The organism is Delftia sp. HK171 (genome assembly GCF_001886655.1).
Classification (GTDB): Bacteria; Pseudomonadota; Gammaproteobacteria; order Burkholderiales; family Burkholderiaceae_C; genus Comamonas; species Comamonas acidovorans.
This window is the reverse complement of sequence record NZ_CP018101.1, coordinates 2,291,922-2,308,576: the sequence shown is the minus strand read 5'-3', so window position 1 is coordinate 2,308,576 and position 16,655 is coordinate 2,291,922. Positions and strand designations below refer to the sequence as shown.

The 16,655-nt window shown below is 67.3% G+C and carries 16 protein-coding genes and 2 pseudogenes; 13 read left to right on the top strand and 5 right to left on the bottom strand.

Annotation, left to right across the window (positions count from 1 at the left end; all coding sequences use genetic code 11):
* The first annotated feature begins 110 nt into the window (after positions 1 to 110).
* From hemC to BO996_RS10465, 7 genes and pseudogenes are all read left to right on the top strand, one after another.
* Positions 111 to 1,048 (top strand): annotated as a pseudogene (gene hemC, locus BO996_RS10495) (hydroxymethylbilane synthase).
* A gap of 13 nt (positions 1,049 to 1,061) precedes the next feature.
* Positions 1,062 to 1,871, top strand: a complete 810-nt coding sequence (locus BO996_RS10490) for a uroporphyrinogen-III synthase (protein ID WP_071954687.1) — start codon at positions 1,062 to 1,064, stop codon at positions 1,869 to 1,871.
* Positions 1,868 to 3,010, top strand: coding sequence for a uroporphyrinogen-III C-methyltransferase (locus BO996_RS10485; RefSeq protein WP_012204153.1), 1,143 nt, complete (start codon positions 1,868 to 1,870; stop codon positions 3,008 to 3,010). The genes BO996_RS10490 and BO996_RS10485 overlap by 4 nt, the downstream gene beginning before the upstream one ends.
* Before the next feature lie 19 nt (positions 3,011 to 3,029).
* On the top strand, positions 3,030 to 4,337 hold the full coding sequence (locus BO996_RS10480) for a heme biosynthesis HemY N-terminal domain-containing protein (RefSeq protein ID WP_012204152.1): 1,308 nt from the start codon (positions 3,030 to 3,032) through the stop codon (positions 4,335 to 4,337).
* A gap of 237 nt (positions 4,338 to 4,574) precedes the next feature.
* A complete protein-coding gene (locus tag BO996_RS10475; RefSeq protein ID WP_071954686.1) occupies positions 4,575 to 5,168 on the top strand; it encodes a cytochrome b in 594 nt (197 codons plus the stop codon).
* Between the two features lie 92 nt (positions 5,169 to 5,260).
* A complete protein-coding gene (locus BO996_RS10470; protein WP_071954685.1) occupies positions 5,261 to 5,833 on the top strand; it encodes a YceI family protein in 573 nt (190 codons plus the stop codon).
* 69 nt (positions 5,834 to 5,902) lie between these two features.
* A complete protein-coding gene (locus tag BO996_RS10465; protein WP_012204149.1) occupies positions 5,903 to 6,481 on the top strand; it encodes a YceI family protein in 579 nt (192 codons plus the stop codon).
* Here the strand turns inward: BO996_RS10465 and BO996_RS28945 are convergent.
* Positions 6,468 to 6,701: a hypothetical protein gene (locus tag BO996_RS28945; RefSeq protein ID WP_156897931.1), complete on the bottom strand. Its 234-nt coding sequence runs from the start codon at positions 6,699 to 6,701 to the stop codon at positions 6,468 to 6,470. The two genes, BO996_RS10465 and BO996_RS28945, sit on opposite strands and share 14 nt — an antisense overlap.
* Positions 6,702 to 6,792: 91 nt before the next feature.
* On the opposite strand from BO996_RS28945, the pseudogene BO996_RS30040 reads away from it, so the two are divergent.
* Positions 6,793 to 7,296: pseudogene (locus BO996_RS30040) on the top strand (midcut-by-XrtH protein); the annotation flags it as partial.
* A 57-nt stretch (positions 7,297 to 7,353) separates the two neighbouring features.
* Positions 7,354 to 10,983: a beta strand repeat-containing protein gene (locus tag BO996_RS10460; RefSeq protein ID WP_232240508.1), complete on the top strand. Its 3,630-nt coding sequence runs from the start codon at positions 7,354 to 7,356 to the stop codon at positions 10,981 to 10,983.
* Between the two features lie 30 nt (positions 10,984 to 11,013).
* On the opposite strand, the gene pdxR is transcribed toward BO996_RS10460, so the two are convergent.
* Positions 11,014 to 12,534, bottom strand: coding sequence for a MocR-like pyridoxine biosynthesis transcription factor PdxR (gene pdxR, locus BO996_RS10455; protein ID WP_071954683.1), 1,521 nt, complete (start codon positions 12,532 to 12,534; stop codon positions 11,014 to 11,016).
* 101 nt (positions 12,535 to 12,635) lie between these two features.
* Here pdxR and BO996_RS10450 point away from each other — a divergent pair, with 101 nt between their 5' ends.
* From BO996_RS10450 to BO996_RS10440, 3 genes are read left to right on the top strand one after another with little or no spacing between them, the layout of a single operon-like run.
* Complete coding sequence (locus BO996_RS10450; RefSeq protein WP_071954682.1) at positions 12,636 to 13,265, top strand: FMN-binding negative transcriptional regulator; 630 nt, start codon at positions 12,636 to 12,638, stop codon at positions 13,263 to 13,265.
* Positions 13,266 to 13,299: 34 nt separating this feature from the next.
* Positions 13,300 to 13,647: an antibiotic biosynthesis monooxygenase family protein gene (locus BO996_RS10445; RefSeq protein ID WP_071954681.1), complete on the top strand. Its 348-nt coding sequence runs from the start codon at positions 13,300 to 13,302 to the stop codon at positions 13,645 to 13,647.
* Between the two features lie 20 nt (positions 13,648 to 13,667).
* The gene (locus tag BO996_RS10440) at positions 13,668 to 14,075 is read left to right on the top strand and encodes a ribosomal maturation YjgA family protein (RefSeq protein ID WP_071954680.1); all 408 of its coding nucleotides are present in this window, start codon (positions 13,668 to 13,670) and stop codon (positions 14,073 to 14,075) included.
* A gap of 15 nt (positions 14,076 to 14,090) precedes the next feature.
* Here the strand turns inward: BO996_RS10440 and BO996_RS10435 are convergent, their stop codons facing one another.
* From BO996_RS10435 to BO996_RS10425, 3 genes are read right to left on the bottom strand one after another with little or no spacing between them, the layout of a single operon-like run.
* Positions 14,091 to 14,444, bottom strand: coding sequence for a hypothetical protein (locus BO996_RS10435; protein ID WP_071954679.1), 354 nt, complete (start codon positions 14,442 to 14,444; stop codon positions 14,091 to 14,093).
* A 19-nt stretch (positions 14,445 to 14,463) separates the two neighbouring features.
* Positions 14,464 to 14,712, bottom strand: coding sequence for a DUF1272 domain-containing protein (locus BO996_RS10430; RefSeq protein WP_071957066.1), 249 nt, complete (start codon positions 14,710 to 14,712; stop codon positions 14,464 to 14,466).
* 37 nt (positions 14,713 to 14,749) lie between these two features.
* Positions 14,750 to 15,643, bottom strand: a complete 894-nt coding sequence (locus BO996_RS10425) for a cation diffusion facilitator family transporter (protein WP_071954678.1) — start codon at positions 15,641 to 15,643, stop codon at positions 14,750 to 14,752.
* Between the two features lie 246 nt (positions 15,644 to 15,889).
* Here BO996_RS10425 and BO996_RS10420 point away from each other — a divergent pair, with 246 nt between their 5' ends.
* Positions 15,890 to 16,519, top strand: a complete 630-nt coding sequence (locus tag BO996_RS10420) for a VOC family protein (RefSeq protein WP_012204140.1) — start codon at positions 15,890 to 15,892, stop codon at positions 16,517 to 16,519.
* The last annotated feature ends 136 nt before the right edge of the window (positions 16,520 to 16,655 follow it).

The following is a 16,655-nucleotide window of genomic DNA, read 5'->3' as shown; positions in this document are numbered from 1 at the left end:
ACGAATCTCCTGGAATCGGTCAGCGTATCGGTTTGCTTGGGCTTCGGTCCTGGTGCCGGGTTTACTGCGGCGCAGCATGCTAGCATCCCGCGCTCCCCCCGAGGCACCTGATGAACACCAAACCACTTCTCCCCCACTCCATCGTGATCGCCACGCGCGAGAGCCAGCTGGCACTGTGGCAGGCCGAGCATGTCCAGGCGCTGCTGCGCGCCCGGGGCATCAGGTGGAATTGCTGGGCATGACCACCAAGGGCGACCAGATCCTGGACCGCACGCTGTCCAAGGTCGGCGGCAAGGGCCTGTTCGTCAAGGAGCTGGAAGTGGCGCTGGAAGAAGGACGCGCCCACATCGCCGTGCACTCGCTCAAGGACGTGCCCATGGAGCTGCCCGAAGGCTTTGTGCTGGCCTGCGTGATGGAGCGCGAGGACCCTCGCGACGCCTTTGTCTCCAATCGCTACGCCACGCTGGCCGAGCTGCCGCAGGGCGCCGTCGTCGGCACATCGAGCCTGCGCCGCCAGGCACTGCTGCAGGCCCTGCGCCCCGATCTGAAGATAGAGCCGCTGCGCGGCAACGTGAACACCCGCCTGCGCAAGCTGGACGAAGGCCACTACGACGCCATCGTGCTGGCCGCCGCAGGCCTGATGCGCCTGGGCCTGGCCGACCGCATCCGCGCCAGGTTCGCGCCCACCGGCATGCTGCCGGCCGCAGGCCAGGGCGCGCTGGGCATCGAGGTGCGCGCCGACCGCCAGGACCTGATCGACGCGCTGGCCCCGCTGGCCCACCAGACCACCTGGCTGACCGTGACCGCCGAGCGCGCCGTCAGCCGCTGCATGGGCGGCAGCTGCTCCATGCCGCTGGCGGCACACGGCACATTCGACGGCCAGCAACTGCGCCTGGACGCAGCCTGGGGAGACCCGGAAGGCCGGCTGCCGCTGGTGCAGGTGCACGCCGACGCCACCGTCACCGACTTCGCCAGCGCAGACGCGCTGGGCCAGCACGTGGCTGCGCTGCTGCAGGCGGCCGGCGCCCAACCGGCCCCCAAGCTCTAGACGGCACGCCCACATGCCACCGCGCATACTCGTCACCCGCCCGGCCCATGACGCAGCCGCGTGGGTGGATGCGCTGCAGGCCCGGGGCCTTCCGGCCCAGCCGCTGGCGCTGATGGCCATAGGCCCCTGCCGCGATGCGGCCACGCAACAGGCCTTGCAGGCCGCCCGCAACGCGCTGCGCGAAGGCCCGGGCTACCGCGCCGTGATGTTCGTCAGCGGCAATGCCGTCCAGCATTTCTTCGGCACCGCCCCCGCACGGCTTGCGGCCTCCACCCGCGCATGGACGCCCGGCCCCGGCACGGCCCAGGCGCTGCTGGCCCTGGGCATTGCGCCAGCACAGATCGACGGCCCGCCACCGGACGCCGCCCAGTTCGAATCCGAAACGCTATGGCAGCGCGTGCATGACCAGATCCATCCGGGCGACCGCGTGCTCATCGTGCGCGGCGACAGCCAGGCAGGAGCGCCCAGGACCGTGCCGGCCACGGCAGGCGCCGGCCGCGATTGGCTGGCCGCCCGACTGCGCGAGGCAGGCGCCCAGGTCGAAATGCTGGCCGTCTACCAGCGCGAACTGCCTGCCTGGGATGCAGCCCAGACGGCACTGGCACGCCAGGCGGCCGAAGATGGCTCGCTCTGGCTGCTCAGCAGCGCCGAATCCGTTGCCAACCTGCAACAGCTCCTGCCGGGCCAACCGTGGCAAAAGGCGCGAGCGCTTGCTACGCACGAGCGAATCGCCGCCCAGGCCAAACAACTGGGATTCGGATATGTCAAGCAATGTCGGCCGGCTCTGGAGGACGTGGTTGCGTCGATAGAATCGACGCCATGAGTTCCGACGCAGCGCAAGACCGCCCCACCCCGCAGGACCTGACGCCCCCAGCCTCCGCCGCAGCATTCGCTGCCGGCTCCGCCCAAAGCAGCCCCGCTGCAGACCTGCGCAGCGGCTCCTCTGCCCTGGTCCTGGGCGTGGGCGCCGTGGCCGTGGCGGCGCTCATTGCCTGCGGCATGCTCTGGCAGCGCCTGGGCAATATCCAGGAACAATTGGCCCGCCAGTCAGCGCAGTCCGGCTCCCAGTCGGTCGAGGCCCGCACCCTGGCGCGCGACGCCCAGGACCTGGCCCGCGACAGCGCGGCGCGCACCTCGGTGATGGAAGCGCGCATTGCCGAGCTGTCGCTGCAGCGCACGCAGCTCGACGAACTCCTGCAAAGCATGTCGCGCTCGCGCGACGAGAACCTGGTGGTGGACATAGATTCCTCCATCCGCCTGGCCCAGCAGCAGGCCGAGCTGTCCGGCAGCCTGCAGCCGCTGGTGGCCACGCTCAAGAACGCCCGCCAACGCATAGAGCGCGCCGCACAGCCCCGTCTGGCTCCCGTGATGCGGGCGCTGGACCGCGACCTGGAGCGGCTGGCCCGCATGAGCGTGACCGACACTGCCGGCCTGCTCACCCGCATCGAAGACCTGGTACGCCTGGTCGACGAGATGCCCCTGCTCAACGCCGTGGCCCAGCCACGCGCCAGCCGCCATCGCGGCGTGGCCGGCCAGGCGGCCCGCCAGCCCGAGCCTGCCCCCATCGAGGGCAGCCCCACCGAGTGGAGCTGGTGGCAGTCCTGGGGTGAGCGCGGCTGGACGGCCGTGCGCGAAGAGGCCCAGGACCTGCTGCGCGTCAGCCGCATCGACCACCCGGACGCCATCTTGCTGGCGCCCGAGCAGGCCTATTTCCTGCGCGAGAACCTCAAGCTCAAGCTGCTGAACTCGCGCCTGGCCCTGCTGTCGCGCCAGTGGGATGCGGCGCGTGCCGACCTGGCCGCCTCGGGCATGGCCGTGAACAAATACTTCGATCCTGCCGCGCGCCGCACCCAGATCGTGCAGGCCCAGCTGCAGCAGATCCAGGCCAATCTGCGCACCACCGAACAGCCGGCGCTGCAGGAAACCCTGGCGGCGCTGGCAACAGCCGCCGCAGGCCGCTGAGCAGCCGGGAGACAGACGAATGCGCGCTGCACTGTGGTTGATCGGTTTGTTCGGCATGGCCGTTGCGGCCGCCTTGTTCGCGGGCTCCAACCAGGGCACGGTGACCCTGTTCTGGGCGCCCTACCGGCTGGACCTGTCCCTGAACCTGGCCATTGCCATCATCGTGCTGGCCTTCGTGCTGCTGTATGCCGCGCTGCGCGCCCTGGCCGCGCTGCTGCAGATGCCGCACCAGGCACGGCGCTGGCGCAGCCAGCAAAAAGAGCGCGCCATGCACCACAGCCTGCTGGAAGCCCTGTCGCACCAGCAGGCCGGCCGCTTCCTGCGCGCACGCAAGTCGGCACTGGCCGCCCTGGCGATGGAGGAGTCCCTGGCCGAGGCCCATGCCGCCGTGCCACACGGCACGCGGCTGCGTGCAGCCGCCCACATGGTGGCCGCCGATGCCTCCCACGCCCTGCAGGACAGCCCGCAGCGTGACCACCACTGGCGCGAAGTCCTGGCCAATGCACCGGCCCAGGGCAATGCCCAGGAGCAGGAAATGCGCGAAGGCGCCCAGATGCGCGCCGCGCGCTGGGCCCTGGACGACCGCGACGCAGCTGATGCGCTGCGCCGCCTGGCCGAACTGCCCCAGGGCGCGGCACGCCGCACGATTGCGCTGCGCATCCGCCTGAAGGCCTCGCGCCTGGCCGGCCAGACATCGACGGCGCTGGACACGGCGCGCCTGCTGGCCAAGCACCGCGCCTTCTCGCCAGCGGCCGCCGCCAGCGTGGTGCGCGGCCTGGTGCTGGAGAGCATCAACGAGGCACGCGACACCACGCAGCTGCAGCACTTCTGGCTGTCGCTGGACGGTGAGGAACGTGCCATGCCCGAGATCGCGCTGCCGGCCGCATCGCGCCTCATGGCCCTGGGCGGCGAGGCCGCGCAGGCCCGCGCCTGGCTGCTGCCCGTGTGGGAACGCCTGCTGTCCCATGCCGGCCCGCGCAGCGAATCGCATCTGCCGCGCCTGGTCCAGGTGCTGGAGCCCTGCCTGGACGGCCTGGATGGCACCTGGCTGGCACGCATCGAGGCGGCCACCAACAGCCATCCGCGCGAACCCCGCCTGCAATACCTGGCCGGCATGGCCTGCGTGCAGCGCCAGCTCTGGGGCAAGGCCCAGCAACTGCTGCTGCGCGCTGCGCCCCATCTGCAGGAAAGCGCACTGCGCACCCGTGCCTGGCAGCGCCTGGCCCTGATGGCCGAGCACCGGGGCGATGCCGACGCAGCCGCAGCCGCCTGGAAGCAGGCGGCGCAGGCCGTGGTCATGCTGCCCGCCGATCCCGCCCGGCCCTGAACTCCCGCAGCCCGCGCGTAGTGCGGGTGCTGCGGGTGCTGCGGGTACCACCGGTGCTGCGGCCTTCATCTTTTTTGAATTGAGCCGTCAATACCGCTGAACTCTTTTGGATTTGCCGCTTCCTACACTGCACGTTGTCCGCAGTGCACGAAGTTCTCGCAGAGCGCACCGCACCCTTTTTGCCATCCAGGGCCCCTTCACAGGGGCCCTGAACGGTTCCAAAGCCTGCCGCCATCCATGACAGAGTCCTCAGCCCGCGCCAACGCGCCAGCAAAATCCTCCTCCAGAGCCACGCGCTATACCGGCGTGGCCATGGCCGCCCACTGGGTGCTGGCACTGGGCCTGATCGCCGCCCTGGGCCTGGGCTGGTACATGACTGGCCTGCCGTTCTCCCCCTCGCGCCTGAAGCTGTACAACTGGCACAAGTGGCTGGGCGTCACGCTTTTGTCGCTGAGCCTGCTGCGCCTGCTCTGGCGCGTCACCCACCGCCCGCCCGAGCTGCCGCCCGCCGTGGCCCACGCCATGCCGCAATGGCAGCACTGGGCCCACAACGGCACCCACCACGCCATGTACCTGCTGTTCTTCGCCGTGCCCCTGCTGGGCTGGGCCTACAGCTCGGCGGCCGGCTTTCCCATCGTCTTCCTCGGCATGCTGCCCCTGCCTGACTTCGTGAGCGCCAGCCCCGAACTGGCGGAAACCCTCAAGCCCCTGCACGGCTGGGCGGCCTGGGCCCTGGTCGTGCTGATTGCCATGCATGTGGGCGCCGCCCTCAAGCACCAGTTCATCGACCGCGACGGCCTGATCTCCCGCATGCTGCCGGGCCGCGCCTGAACCTTTCGCCAACCTCTCGCCAGCCAGGGCCGGTGTACATCCGGCCCCAGCCACCCCCTGACCGGATTTTCCCGACCCCTAGGAGTCTCGCCATGCGCTTTTCCTCCACGCTGACCACCATCGCCCTGGCCGCTGCGGCCCTGGCTTCCCAAGCGGCACTGGCCGAGCAAAAGCTCGTGCCCGCACAGAGCGCCGTGAACTTCACGGCCAAGCAGATGGGCGTGCCCCTGCAGGGCCACTTCAAGAAGTTCGATGCCCAGGTCCAGTTCGACACCTCCAAGCCCGACACCAGCAAGATCCGCTTCACCGTGGACACCGGCAGCGCCACCATGGGCGCCAAGGAAACCGACGCCGAACTGCCCAAGGCGGATTGGTTCAACGTCGCCAAATTCCCGCAGGCCGTGTTCGACTCCACCGCCGTCAAGGCGCTGGGCGGCGGCAAGTACCAGGTGGACGGCAAGCTCAGCATCAAGGGCCAGGTCCAGAACGTGAGCATTCCCGTGCAACTGGCACAGTCCGGCACCACGACCACGGCCACCGGCACGCTGCCGCTCAAGCGCCTGCAATTCAAGATCGGCGAAGGCGAATGGGGCGATACCTCCATGGTGGCCGACGAGGTGCAGGTGCAGTTCAAGCTGGCACTGACCGGCGTGGGCAAGCTGTAAGCCGCGTCCCTGCCCAAGATCGGCCATTTTCTTTCCCGTTTCGTGCAACCCCAACCTAGGAGTTCTTTCATGCGCACTTCCGTGTTTGCCCTGGCCATTGCCGGCCTGTTCGCCACCGCTGTCCAGGCTGCTCCCGCAACCTACGCCATCGACCCGACGCACACCTTCGCCACGTTCGAGATCGACCACAACGGCGCCTCGACCAACCGCGTGCGCTTCGACAAGAAGAGCGGTACCGTGGAATTCGACCGTGACGCCAAGGCCGGCAAGGTCGAAGTCGTGCTGGAAATGGAATCGCTGAGCTCGGGCACCGCCGCCTTCGACAAGCACCTCAAGAGCGCCGACATCTTCAACGTGGCCAAGTTCCCCCAGGCCAAGTTCGTCTCCGACAAGTTCGTCTTCGACGGCGACAAGCTCAAGGAAGTCACCGGCCACCTGACCATCCTGGACAAGACCCAGCCCGTGACCATCAAGGCCAACAAGTTCACCTGCTACCCCAACGCCATGCTGCAAAAGCGTGAGACCTGCGGTGGCGACTTCGAAGCCGTGATCGACCGCACCGCCTTCGGCGTGAACTACGGCGTGGACTATGGCTTCCCCAAGCAAGTGCGCCTGGTGATGTCCATCGAAGCGGTCAAGCAGCAGTAAAACCGCATTCGCCGCAGTGCCTTTCAGGGCGCTGCCGCCCAAAGCCCGTGATCCGCAAGCCGGTCACGGGCTTTTTTTTGCCTTTTCTGAATTCCCGGAAAAGACCTTGCCAATGCTCTCCATTCGCACCTGCTCCACAGAGGCACAGCGAGCACATTGGCGGCCTTTGCAAATGCATCAAATTGATAGCGATTTCACGGTCATTGAGAAGTCGCAGCATAACGATTCCTCGATATCGATAGATACAAATAGACATACTCCAAAAAACTTACTTTAAATTTCATTTTCCGATCACTCCCTGGCATTCACCCATGAAGCAGATCTCCATTGCCCCCGCCGTTGTCGCCGCCATTGCCGCCCATTCATTCCCAATGGCCGCCAATGCCCAGAGCATCACGGTCGCTCCGGCTGCCGCCGTCGCGGCAACCGCGATTCCGGTGGACAACCCTTGGAGTCTGTTGGCCCTTGCCATAGGGCTGGCCATGGCCGCCTGGCTGGTGCTGCGCAACCGGCAGCACCGGGCGCTCTTCATGGCGCTGTGCACCAGCGCCATCGTGTGCGCCACGCTGTGGCACAGCCCCGATCTGCGTGCCCAATTGACGGGCAGCTTTACCAACCCGGCGGGCGAGACACGGCCATTGCTCGTTGCGCAAATTGTCAATGGCGGCAATATCAATGGATTTTCTGCAGAAGATTTCACCAATGATTCCGGTGTGGCACTCAAAATCACCGCCATTCAGCCACCGAATTTGAATCAGTGTTTTCCCTCGGGTTTCACCCATCTCATGCCGCCAGGGGCACCGCCCGCATCGCCCCCACCTCTTTGCGCCGTGGGCAACACCATTGCGCCCAATGGCACATGCCGGGTGAATGTGGAAACCATTTGCCGCGCCGAGGCAGCCCAGGCCACGGCCGGCGCCAGCCCCACCACGCTCAGCGTTCCCGGCGCGGGCCTGTCATTTGCCGCAGGCAGCACCGGCACGGTGAACGTCAGCAACAGCGGCGGCTCGGCAGCGCTCAATGTGCAGGCCACCATTCCCGCAGGCAGCGGCATCACCATCTCCTCCAACAGCTGCGCGGCAACGCTGCCTGCGGGCTCCAGCTGCGCCATCACCCTGACGGCACCCGCAGCGGAAGGCCCGACCACGGTCAGCATTGCCGGCAGCAACGCCGCAGCCACCACCACCCCGGTCACCGTGACAGGTGGCCCGGCCCCGACCACCACGCTGAGCATTCCCGCCACGCCGCTGTCGTTTGCGGCGGGCAGCACGGGATCGGTGACCATCACCAACAGCGGCGGCGCAAATGCGCTCAATGTGCAGGCCAGCATTCCTGCAGGCAGTGGCATCACGGTGTCCAACACCACCTGCCCTGCCGCCCTGGCACCCTCTGCCAACTGCACGATCACGTTGACCGCGCCCTCGGCGGAAGGCCCGACCGCCATTGGCTTCGGCGGCAGCAATACAGCGTCCACTTCCGTGCCGGTCACGGTGTCGGCAACCGGCACGCCCACGACGCTGAACATTCCGGCGACGTCCGTGTCCTTCGGAGCGGGCGGCGCCGGCTCGGTGACCATCACCAACAGCGGCAGCGCACCTGCGCTCAATGTGCAGGCCAGCATTCCAGGGGGCAGTGGCATCACGGTGTCCAACACCACCTGCTCCGCCATCCTGGCTCCCTCGGCCAGCTGCACGATCACGCTGACAGCCCCCTCGGCGGAAGGCCCGACCTCCATCGGCTTCGGCGGCAGCAACACGGCTTCCACGTCCTTGCCCGTCACGGTGACGACTGCCGTCCTGCCCGCGACGCTAACCATTCCCTCGGCTTCCCTGTCCTTTGGAGCGAACGGTGCTGGCTCGGTGACCATCACCAACAGCGGCAGCGCACCTGCGTTCAATGTGCAGGCCAGCATTCCGGGGGGCAGCGGCATCACGGTGTCCAACACCACCTGCGCCGCCATCCTGGCTCCCTCGGCCAATTGCACGATCACGTTGACTGCCCCTTCGGCCGAGGGCCCGACCAACATCGGCTTCGGCGGCAGCAATGCGCCCGCCGCTACCGCACAGGTCACGGTCACCGCACCCGTCGCGCCAACCGCGCCTACCGTTCCCCCGGCACCCGTGCTGTTCGGCGCCTACGGCGCAGGCTCGGTGACCATCACCAACAACGGAACGGCGCCTGCGTTCAATCTGCGGGCCATCATTCCGGTCGGCAGCGGCATCACGGTGGCCTCCTCCACCTGCCCGGCGTCACTGCCGGTGGGCGCAAGCTGCACCATCACACTGACGGCGGCAGGACCGGAAGGCCCGACGAACATCGGTGTTGGCGGCAGCAACACGCCGGCCACGACGGTGCCTGTCACGGTGACGACCCCTGTCACGCCGACTACGCTGAACATTCCCACCGCCCCCGTGTCCTTCGGCACCGGCGGCGCCGGTTCGGTGACCATCAACAACAGCGGAAGCGCACCCGCGTTCAACGTACAGGCCACCATTCCGGCCGGCAGCGGCATCACGGTGTCCAACTCCACCTGCGCCGCCATCCTGGCCCCCGCTGCCAGCTGCACGATCACGCTGACGGCCGCTGCGGCCGAAGGCCCGACCAACATCGGCTTCGGCGGCAGCAACACGCCGGCCACGACCGTGCCGATCACGGTGACAGCCCCCGTCGTGCCCACCACGCTGAACATTCCCACGACACCCCTGTCGTTCGGCACCGGCGGTGCAGGTTCGGTGACCATCACCAACAGCGGAAGCGCACCCGCGTTCAACGTACAGGCCACCATCCCGGCCGGCAGCGGCATCACGGTGTCCACCACCACCTGCCCCGCCATCCTGGCCCCCGCTGCCAGCTGCACGATCACGCTGACGGCCGCTGCGGCCGAAGGGCCGACCGCGATCAGCTTCGGCGGCACCAACACACCGGCGACGACGGTGCCGGTCACGGTGACGGTCCCCGTCGCGCCGACTACGCTGGACATTCCCGCCGCACCCGTGTCGTTTGGCACCAGCGGAGCGGGCACGGTGACCATCACCAACAACGGATCCGCACCGGCGTTCAACGTGCAAGCCACCATTCCGATCGGCAGCGGCATCACGGTGGCGTCCAGCACCTGCCCCATCTCCCTGGCCCCCGGGGCCGACTGCACGATCACGCTGACGGCTGCGGCGGCAGAAGGCCCGACCGCGGTCATCTTTGGCGGCAGCAATACGCCCACCACGACCGTGCAGGTCACGGTGACGGTGCCCGTTCCCACGACCACGCTCTCGATACCCAGCGCTCCGCTGTCGTTCGCTGCGGGCGGTTCGACAACGGTCCTCATCAGCAACACTGGCGCTTCTGCGGCCTTCAACGTGACCGCCACGGCGCCAGCCGGTAGCGGAATCACCGTGCAGTCGAACACGTGCGGTGCCGCACTCGCCTCTTTGGCCAGCTGCGGCATCACCCTGACTGCGGCCGCCGCCGAAGGCCCCACGGCCATCAGCTTCGGCGGCAGCAATACGCTGGCCACGACCGTGCCGGTCACGGTGACGGCGCCCGTCACGCCGACCACGCTGGGCATGTCCACCACGCCCGTGTCGTTCAACACAGGGACAACGGGCTCGGTGACCATCACCAACAACGGTGGGGCCCCTGCGCTCGACGTTCAGGCCACGATTCCGGCAGGCAGCGGCATCACGGTGTCGGCCAACACCTGTGGTTCATCGCTGGCAGCGGGGGCCAATTGCACGATCACGCTGACTGGAGCCACGCCGGAAGGTCCGACGGCCATCAGCTTCGCTGGCAGCAATACCCCGGCAACGTCCGTGCAGTTCACCGTGACGGCGCCCAGCACCACGACCACGCTGGGGATCTCTGCACCAACTCTGACGATTGCTTCTGGCGGCACAGGCTCCGTGACCATCACCAACACGGGATCGAATGCCGCCACCGGCATCGGCGCCACCATCCCCGGCGGCAGTGGGCTGTCCGTTTCCGGCAACACCTGCGGGCTGTCGCTGCCGGCCGGGGGGACTTGCACGGTGACCTTCACCGCAGGTGCGGACGAGGGGCCGACCAATGTCACCATCCAGGGCAGCAACACCGACACCGCAGCCCTGTCGATCACGGTCTCGGGTTCCATCGACATTGGCGCCTACCACCTCGATGGCACCTGTGGTGTGCTTGGCGTCCTTGGCCCCGGCTTCACCCTCACGGCAGGCTCTGCGCCGCTTCCCGTCGGCACTACGGTGACCATCACCGGTTCGGGAGTTGCCAACATCGGTGTGTTCAGTGTGACGGGAGGCACAGCCAGTGTGTCGGTACTTTCCCCAACCTCCCGCCAGGTCACCCTGACCTCGGCACTGCCGGCAGGGGCCGTGATCGCGTTCAGAACCACGCTGTCCATCAGCGTCGCCTTCACGCTGAATGGCTCGACGACGCTGCCCAACGGCTATGCAGGCACAGGCGGGAAGCCCGCTGGCAGCGTGAGTTCCACGCTCATTCTCTGCAGCGCCACCTGATTGCAGGCGCTGCGGCAATACCCGGAAACCTCAGCGTTGGCAAGGCGGGGCCTCGAAGGCCCCGCCTTTTTTCTGTCCATCCCGCACCACGCCCGCCAGCCTGCGCACCCCTTGCTCGATGGCCTGCGGCTGCAGGCTCGCATAACCCAGGACCAACCCGGCGCAGGACTGGCGGCGATGGGCATCACCGGCCGCATAGAGCGGCGAGATGGGGCGAACGCCCACGCCACGCTCTCGCGCCAACCGCACCAGGGCAATCTCATCGCGCTGATGCACGGCAGGCACCCAGGCCACCACATGCAGGCCGGAGGCCGAGCCTTCGACCTGCACCGCGCCCGGCAGGTGCCGCTCCAGCGCCTGCAGCAATGCCGCCCGCCGGCCTTCGTTGCGACGGCGGGCAGCGCGCACATGGCGCTCGTAGCTGCCGTCCTCGATCAGCGCGGCCAGCACCAGCTGGTCCAGGCGCGGTGCATGCCGGTCGGCCAGCCGCCGGGCTTCCCGGAACACGGGCACCAGGGACGGCGGCAGCACCAGGTAGCCCATGCGCATCTGCGGCGACAAGGCCTTGGAGAAAGTGCCGACATGGATGACGCAGCCCACCTCGTCAATGGACTGCAGGGCGTCGATGGGGCGCAGCCCGTAGCGGAATTCGCCGTCGTAGTCGTCTTCCAGAAGCCAGGCACCCGTGGCGCGCGCCCAGGCCAGCAGTTGCTGCCTGCGGCCTATGGGCAGCACGCCGCCCAGCGGAAACTGGTGCGAGGGCGTGACATAGGCCAACCGCGCCTGGCGCCCGGCCAGCGCCGAGGTATCCAGGCCCTGTTCATCGACGGCCATTTCCTGCAGGCATGCGCCCTGGGCCTCGAACACGCGGCGCGCCATCAGGTAGCAGGGCTCTTCCATCAGCACGGTCTCGCCCGGATCGACCAGCACGCGCGCGCACAGGTCGATGGCCTGCTGCGAGCCCTGCACCACCACGATCTGATCGGCCGAACAGACAAGCCCCCGCGCCCGGCGCAGATAGCCTTGCAGCGCCATGCGCAGCGCCGGCTCGCCTTCGGGCGCGTCGTAGGACAGGGAAGACTGGCGCTGCACGATGGCGCGGTTGTAGGCGCGCCGCCAGGCCAGCGTGGGAAAGTCGTCAAAGGCCAGGGCGCCGTAGAGAAAGTCGATCGGGGCCGGCCCACCATCGCCTGCTGCCGGCGGCAGGGCTGACGCCAGCGCATCCACCCGCTGCCCATAGGAAGACAGCCGGGGACGGCCATGCTGCTGGGCCGCTGACGGCATGCTGCGCGCACGGCTGCGCTGTGCCGCGCCAGCCGCCACGCGCGCCCTGCTGCCTGGAGCGGTCTCCAGATAGCCTTCGGCCGCAAGCTGCTCGTAGGCGGCCGTGACGGTGGTGCGCGACACGCCCAGGTCCAGCGCCAGGGCGCGGGTGGAGGGCAGGCGTGCGCCCACGGCCAGGCTGCCGTCGGCCACCTGTGATTTCAGCCATTCGTGGAGGGTGCGGGCGCCGGGCGCTGCACCGGCATGGCGGGTGAAAGCGGATTTCAACTGGTCTGCCAAAAAATCACAAAACTGGATTTTTCATTGTGCCAGGGATGGTGGATAGTCCGGTTTCCCCCGATGCCGGCACACCAGCCCAGGAAGCGCCCATGTACACGCCCGCCCATTTCTCCCTCACCGATTCCGACAGCCTGCACGGCCTGATCCGCAGCCACCCCCTGGGCACGCTCGTCACCCAGGCCAACGGCGTGCTGGACGCCAACCACCTGCCGTTCCTGCTGGATGCGGACCCAGGGGAGATGGGCACGCTGAGCGCTCATGTGGCCCGCGCCAATCCGCTGTGGCAGCAGTGCCGCGACGGCGCCGAGGTGCTGGTCGTCTTCCGTGGCGCCGAAGGCTATATCTCGCCCAGCTGGTATCCAAGCAAGCACGAGACGCACCGCCTGGTGCCCACCTGGAACTACGAGGCCGTGCATGTGCACGGGCAAATCAGCATCCATGACGACGAGAGATTCGTGCGCGGCCTGGTCGGGCGGCTCACGCGGGTCCATGAGGCATCGCAGGCCCAGCCCTGGAAGATGTCCGACTCGCCGCGTGAATTCATCGACGGCATGCTGCAGGCCATCGTCGGCCTGCAGATCCGCATCACCCGCCTGGAGGGCAAGGCCAAGCTCAGCCAGAACCGGCAGGCCCGCGACCTGGAAGGCGCCATCGGCGCGCTGCGCGAGCGCGGACAGGAGCCGCTGGCCGGTGCCATGGATGCGGCGCCGCGCCTCTAGCGCCTGCCATCCTCACACAGATTGCCAACCACCGATGTACACATCCACCTTCACCTTCGCGCCGGGCGAATATGACGCGCCATTCCATGCCCTTGACGGCCGGATCGCCGAGATCGCCCGCGCCATCCCCGGCTACCTGGGCGAAGAGGCCTGGGAGAACCCCGCCACAGGCCTGGTCTCCAACGTCTACTACTGGCAGACATGGGAGGCGCTGCAGCAACTGATGCGCCACCCTGCGCACCTCGAAGCCAAGCAGCAACAGGCGCGCTGGCTCAACGGCTACCAGGTGGTGATCGCCCAGGTGGTGGGCAGCTACGGCGATGGCGGGATAGCGCACCCGCTGGCCACCGCTGCGCAAGGCACTGCGCATCCGGCTCGCTGACCGGACCCGCTTTTGGCCCGATGATGGCGGCCATGCGATGGCGTTTTGATCCTGTTTCCCTGGCGTGGGCGGTGGCCCTGTTTGTCTTGCTCGTGCTGCTGGCCACCGTCGGCGCGCGCTGGGGCTGGGTGCGCAGCTTCTTCGGCGACGTGATGGCCGTGGCCTGGGTCTATGCCGTGTTCAAGACCGTGATCGCCGCGCGCGTGCTGCCGCTGGCGTCGGCCGCGCTGTGCGTGGGCCTGCTGGTGGAGCTTGGCCAGTTCCTGGCATCGACCTTCCATTTGCACATTCCCAACCGCGCTTTGCGCATCGTGCTGGGCAGCACGGCCGACTGGTGGGATGTGCTGGCCTATGTGATGGGTTTTGCAGCCGTGCTGGCGGTGGAGGCTGCGTTCCGTGGCCGCAGGCGTCCCGTCTTCACGGCATAAACCCGCAGCGGTCCGCTACGGCTCTGGAACAAACTCCTCGACAACGGATTCGCAGTGGATTTTCAGCCGCCCATAGTGGGACAGCTGCAAGAACAGATGCTGCGCCCTTGCTGACGAAGGCCTCTTCGTATCCCGCTGCAGCACTTCGCAGCGGTCCAGGCAGTCATCCATCTCTGCGGCTGCGTCGCGCTGGACGTCGGCAAAGTACGCCTGCACGGCAGGAAAGTTGACGATCCGTTCAAGGCGGATGGCTACCCTGGCCTGCGGCCTGTCGAACACGGCATAGAGAAAGAAGCACAGTTCCACGCTCCGGGCCGCCACACCCAGGCGCACCTGCTCCAGCAGTCCATCGTGGTACTGGTACTGCAATCGATGGCTCCGCGCCGGATCAGGCCCGTACAGCGCAGCCGCCGGCCTTGAGCACCCGCTTCGTAGAGGCCGGATACCGCTCCAGCCTGTCCGCCGGCCGGCGCGGCCTGGCCACCAGCTCGCCACCGCAGTTGGGGCAGGCGCCGTGCAGCACATGATCCGCACAGCCGGCACAGAACGTGCACTCGAAGGTGCAGATGCGAGCCTCGGCAGACTCTGGCGGCAGGTCCTTGTCGCAGCATTCGCAGTTGGGTCGAAGCTCAAGCATCGGTGCACTCCGGGTGTGGTCCATGAAGACTGGCATCCTAGTGGATGTGCTCTGCCGGGGAGCGGTCCTCGCTCTCCATCTGCAGCGTCGTATGGTGCAGGTCGAAGCCGGCCTGCAGCCTGTCTTCGATATCGCGGCGCACCTGCTCGCCGTCCGCGCCGGGCAGCAGCACCACATGGCCGGTCAGCATGGGCTTGCTCTGCGTGACCGCCCACAGGTGGACATCGTGGATCGCTGCCACGCCCGCCGTGCCCGCAATCGTCTCGCGCACTGCCTGCAGGCTCATCCCTGAGGGCACGCCTTCCAGCAGGATGTTGATGCACTCGCGCAGCAGGGTCCAGGTCCGCGGAAACACCATGAAGCCGATGCCCACGGCCACCGCCGAGTCGATCCACCGCCAGCCCGTCAGCCAGATCAGCGCGGCACCGGCGAGCACGCCAACCGAGCCCAGCATGTCCGCCCATACCTCCAGGTACGCGCCCTTCACGTTCAGGCTCTCATCCTTGCCACCCGACAGCAGGCGCATGGAGAGCAGGTTGATCACCAGGCCCACGGCCGCCACCGCCATCATGCCCAGGGACTGGATTTCTGCAGGCGCCGACAGCCGGCGGTAGGCCTCATACAGGATGTAGAAGGCCACGCCCAACAGCACCAGCGCGTTGACGGCGGCGGCCAGGATCTCGAAGCGCGCATAGCCGTAGGTGCGCAGCAGGTCGGCTGCCTTGCGGCCGGCACGTATGGCCACCAGGGCCAGCAGCAGCGCCATCGCGTCGGTCAGCATGTGCATGGCGTCGGAGATCAGGGCCAGGCTGCCCGTGACGATGCCGCCGATGATTTCCACCACCATGAAGGTGCCGGTCAATCCGAAGGCAAACCAGAGACGGGATTCCGGCAGGGCACGCACGTCGCCGTGCTGATGGCTGTCGCTCATGAGGCTCCTTGACTTGAAAACGGTTGTGAACAGAGGGTCGCTGCACCGATGGCATCCATGGCAGGCAGGGGCACGGACCTCCATGAGAAAGCATGAAGTAACTTGAAGGTCAAGTGCTGCCGGCAACTCGGCACCGCAGGTGGCCCGGACACCGCAGCGCGCATATCCCTGCATCCATCGCGACATTTCATTTAGGTAAATTGATTACGAATAGTAGAATTAACACATCCACCAAGGAGACATTCGATGAACACAAGCGCCCGTCCCGACCTGTCCACACTGCCACCGCCCGCCGCCGTGCAGCAGCTGCACCACTACGCCTACAAGGCCCGCGATGCCGAGGAGACCCGCCACTTCTACGAGGACATCCTGGGCCTGCCGCTCTATCACATCATCCAGAGCGACTACGTGCCCAGCACGGGCGAGTACTGCCCCTACACGCACTTCTTCTTCCGCCTGAAGGATGGGTCGTTCATCGCCTTCTTCGACATCGGCGACGACGAAAAGGCCCTGCCCTCGCCCAACACGCCGCTGTGGATCAACCACATCGCCTTCCGCGTGGACACCGTCGAGGAACTGGAGAACACCAAGGCCCGCCTGGTGGCGCATGGCATCGAGGTGCTGGGCGTGACCGACCACCACATCTTCAAGAGCATCTATTTCTTCGATCCCAACGGCATCCGCCTGGAGCTGTCGGCCCAGCTGGCCGACGAAGTGCAGATGGCGCGCGAAAGCACCACCGCCCACGCCCGCCTGAACGAGTGGACGGCACGCAAGGAGCAATGGCGCAAGGAACGCGCCGAAGGCAAGGCCGCCCAGCCGCTCAAGCCCCAGAGCAACGACCGGCCCGAGTTCGTCCCCGACGCAGCGGCCTGAATAAGACCCGGCGAACAGGCAGGCGGACGGGGTCGGTAGAATCCCCGTCAAACCGTCATCCATTTCGCATATGCAGACGGCATCCCTTCAACGGATGCCGTTTTCATTTGCCAAACGCCATTCGCACAATTCCCCG

What these genes read in the sequence shown, in the direction of transcription:
- BO996_RS10490 (WP_071954687.1), top strand. Translation starts at nt 1,062, where the DNA reads ATGCCACCGCGCATACTCGTCACCCGCCCGGCCCATGACGCAGCCGCG.
- BO996_RS10445 (WP_071954681.1), top strand. Translation starts at nt 13,300, where the DNA reads ATGTACACATCCACCTTCACCTTCGCGCCGGGCGAATATGACGCGCCA.
- BO996_RS10475 (WP_071954686.1), top strand. Translation starts at nt 4,575, where the DNA reads ATGACAGAGTCCTCAGCCCGCGCCAACGCGCCAGCAAAATCCTCCTCC.
- BO996_RS28945 (WP_156897931.1), bottom strand. Translation starts at nt 6,701, where the DNA reads ATGCTGCGACTTCTCAATGACCGTGAAATCGCTATCAATTTGATGCAT.
- BO996_RS10420 (WP_012204140.1), top strand. Translation starts at nt 15,890, where the DNA reads ATGAACACAAGCGCCCGTCCCGACCTGTCCACACTGCCACCGCCCGCC.
- BO996_RS10465 (WP_012204149.1), top strand. Translation starts at nt 5,903, where the DNA reads ATGCGCACTTCCGTGTTTGCCCTGGCCATTGCCGGCCTGTTCGCCACC.
- BO996_RS10425 (WP_071954678.1), bottom strand. Translation starts at nt 15,643, where the DNA reads ATGAGCGACAGCCATCAGCACGGCGACGTGCGTGCCCTGCCGGAATCC.
- BO996_RS10440 (WP_071954680.1), top strand. Translation starts at nt 13,668, where the DNA reads ATGATGGCGGCCATGCGATGGCGTTTTGATCCTGTTTCCCTGGCGTGG.
- BO996_RS10480 (WP_012204152.1), top strand. Translation starts at nt 3,030, where the DNA reads ATGCGCGCTGCACTGTGGTTGATCGGTTTGTTCGGCATGGCCGTTGCG.
- BO996_RS10470 (WP_071954685.1), top strand. Translation starts at nt 5,261, where the DNA reads ATGCGCTTTTCCTCCACGCTGACCACCATCGCCCTGGCCGCTGCGGCC.
- BO996_RS10430 (WP_071957066.1), bottom strand. Translation starts at nt 14,712, where the DNA reads ATGCTTGAGCTTCGACCCAACTGCGAATGCTGCGACAAGGACCTGCCG.
- BO996_RS10450 (WP_071954682.1), top strand. Translation starts at nt 12,636, where the DNA reads ATGTACACGCCCGCCCATTTCTCCCTCACCGATTCCGACAGCCTGCAC.
- BO996_RS10485 (WP_012204153.1), top strand. Translation starts at nt 1,868, where the DNA reads ATGAGTTCCGACGCAGCGCAAGACCGCCCCACCCCGCAGGACCTGACG.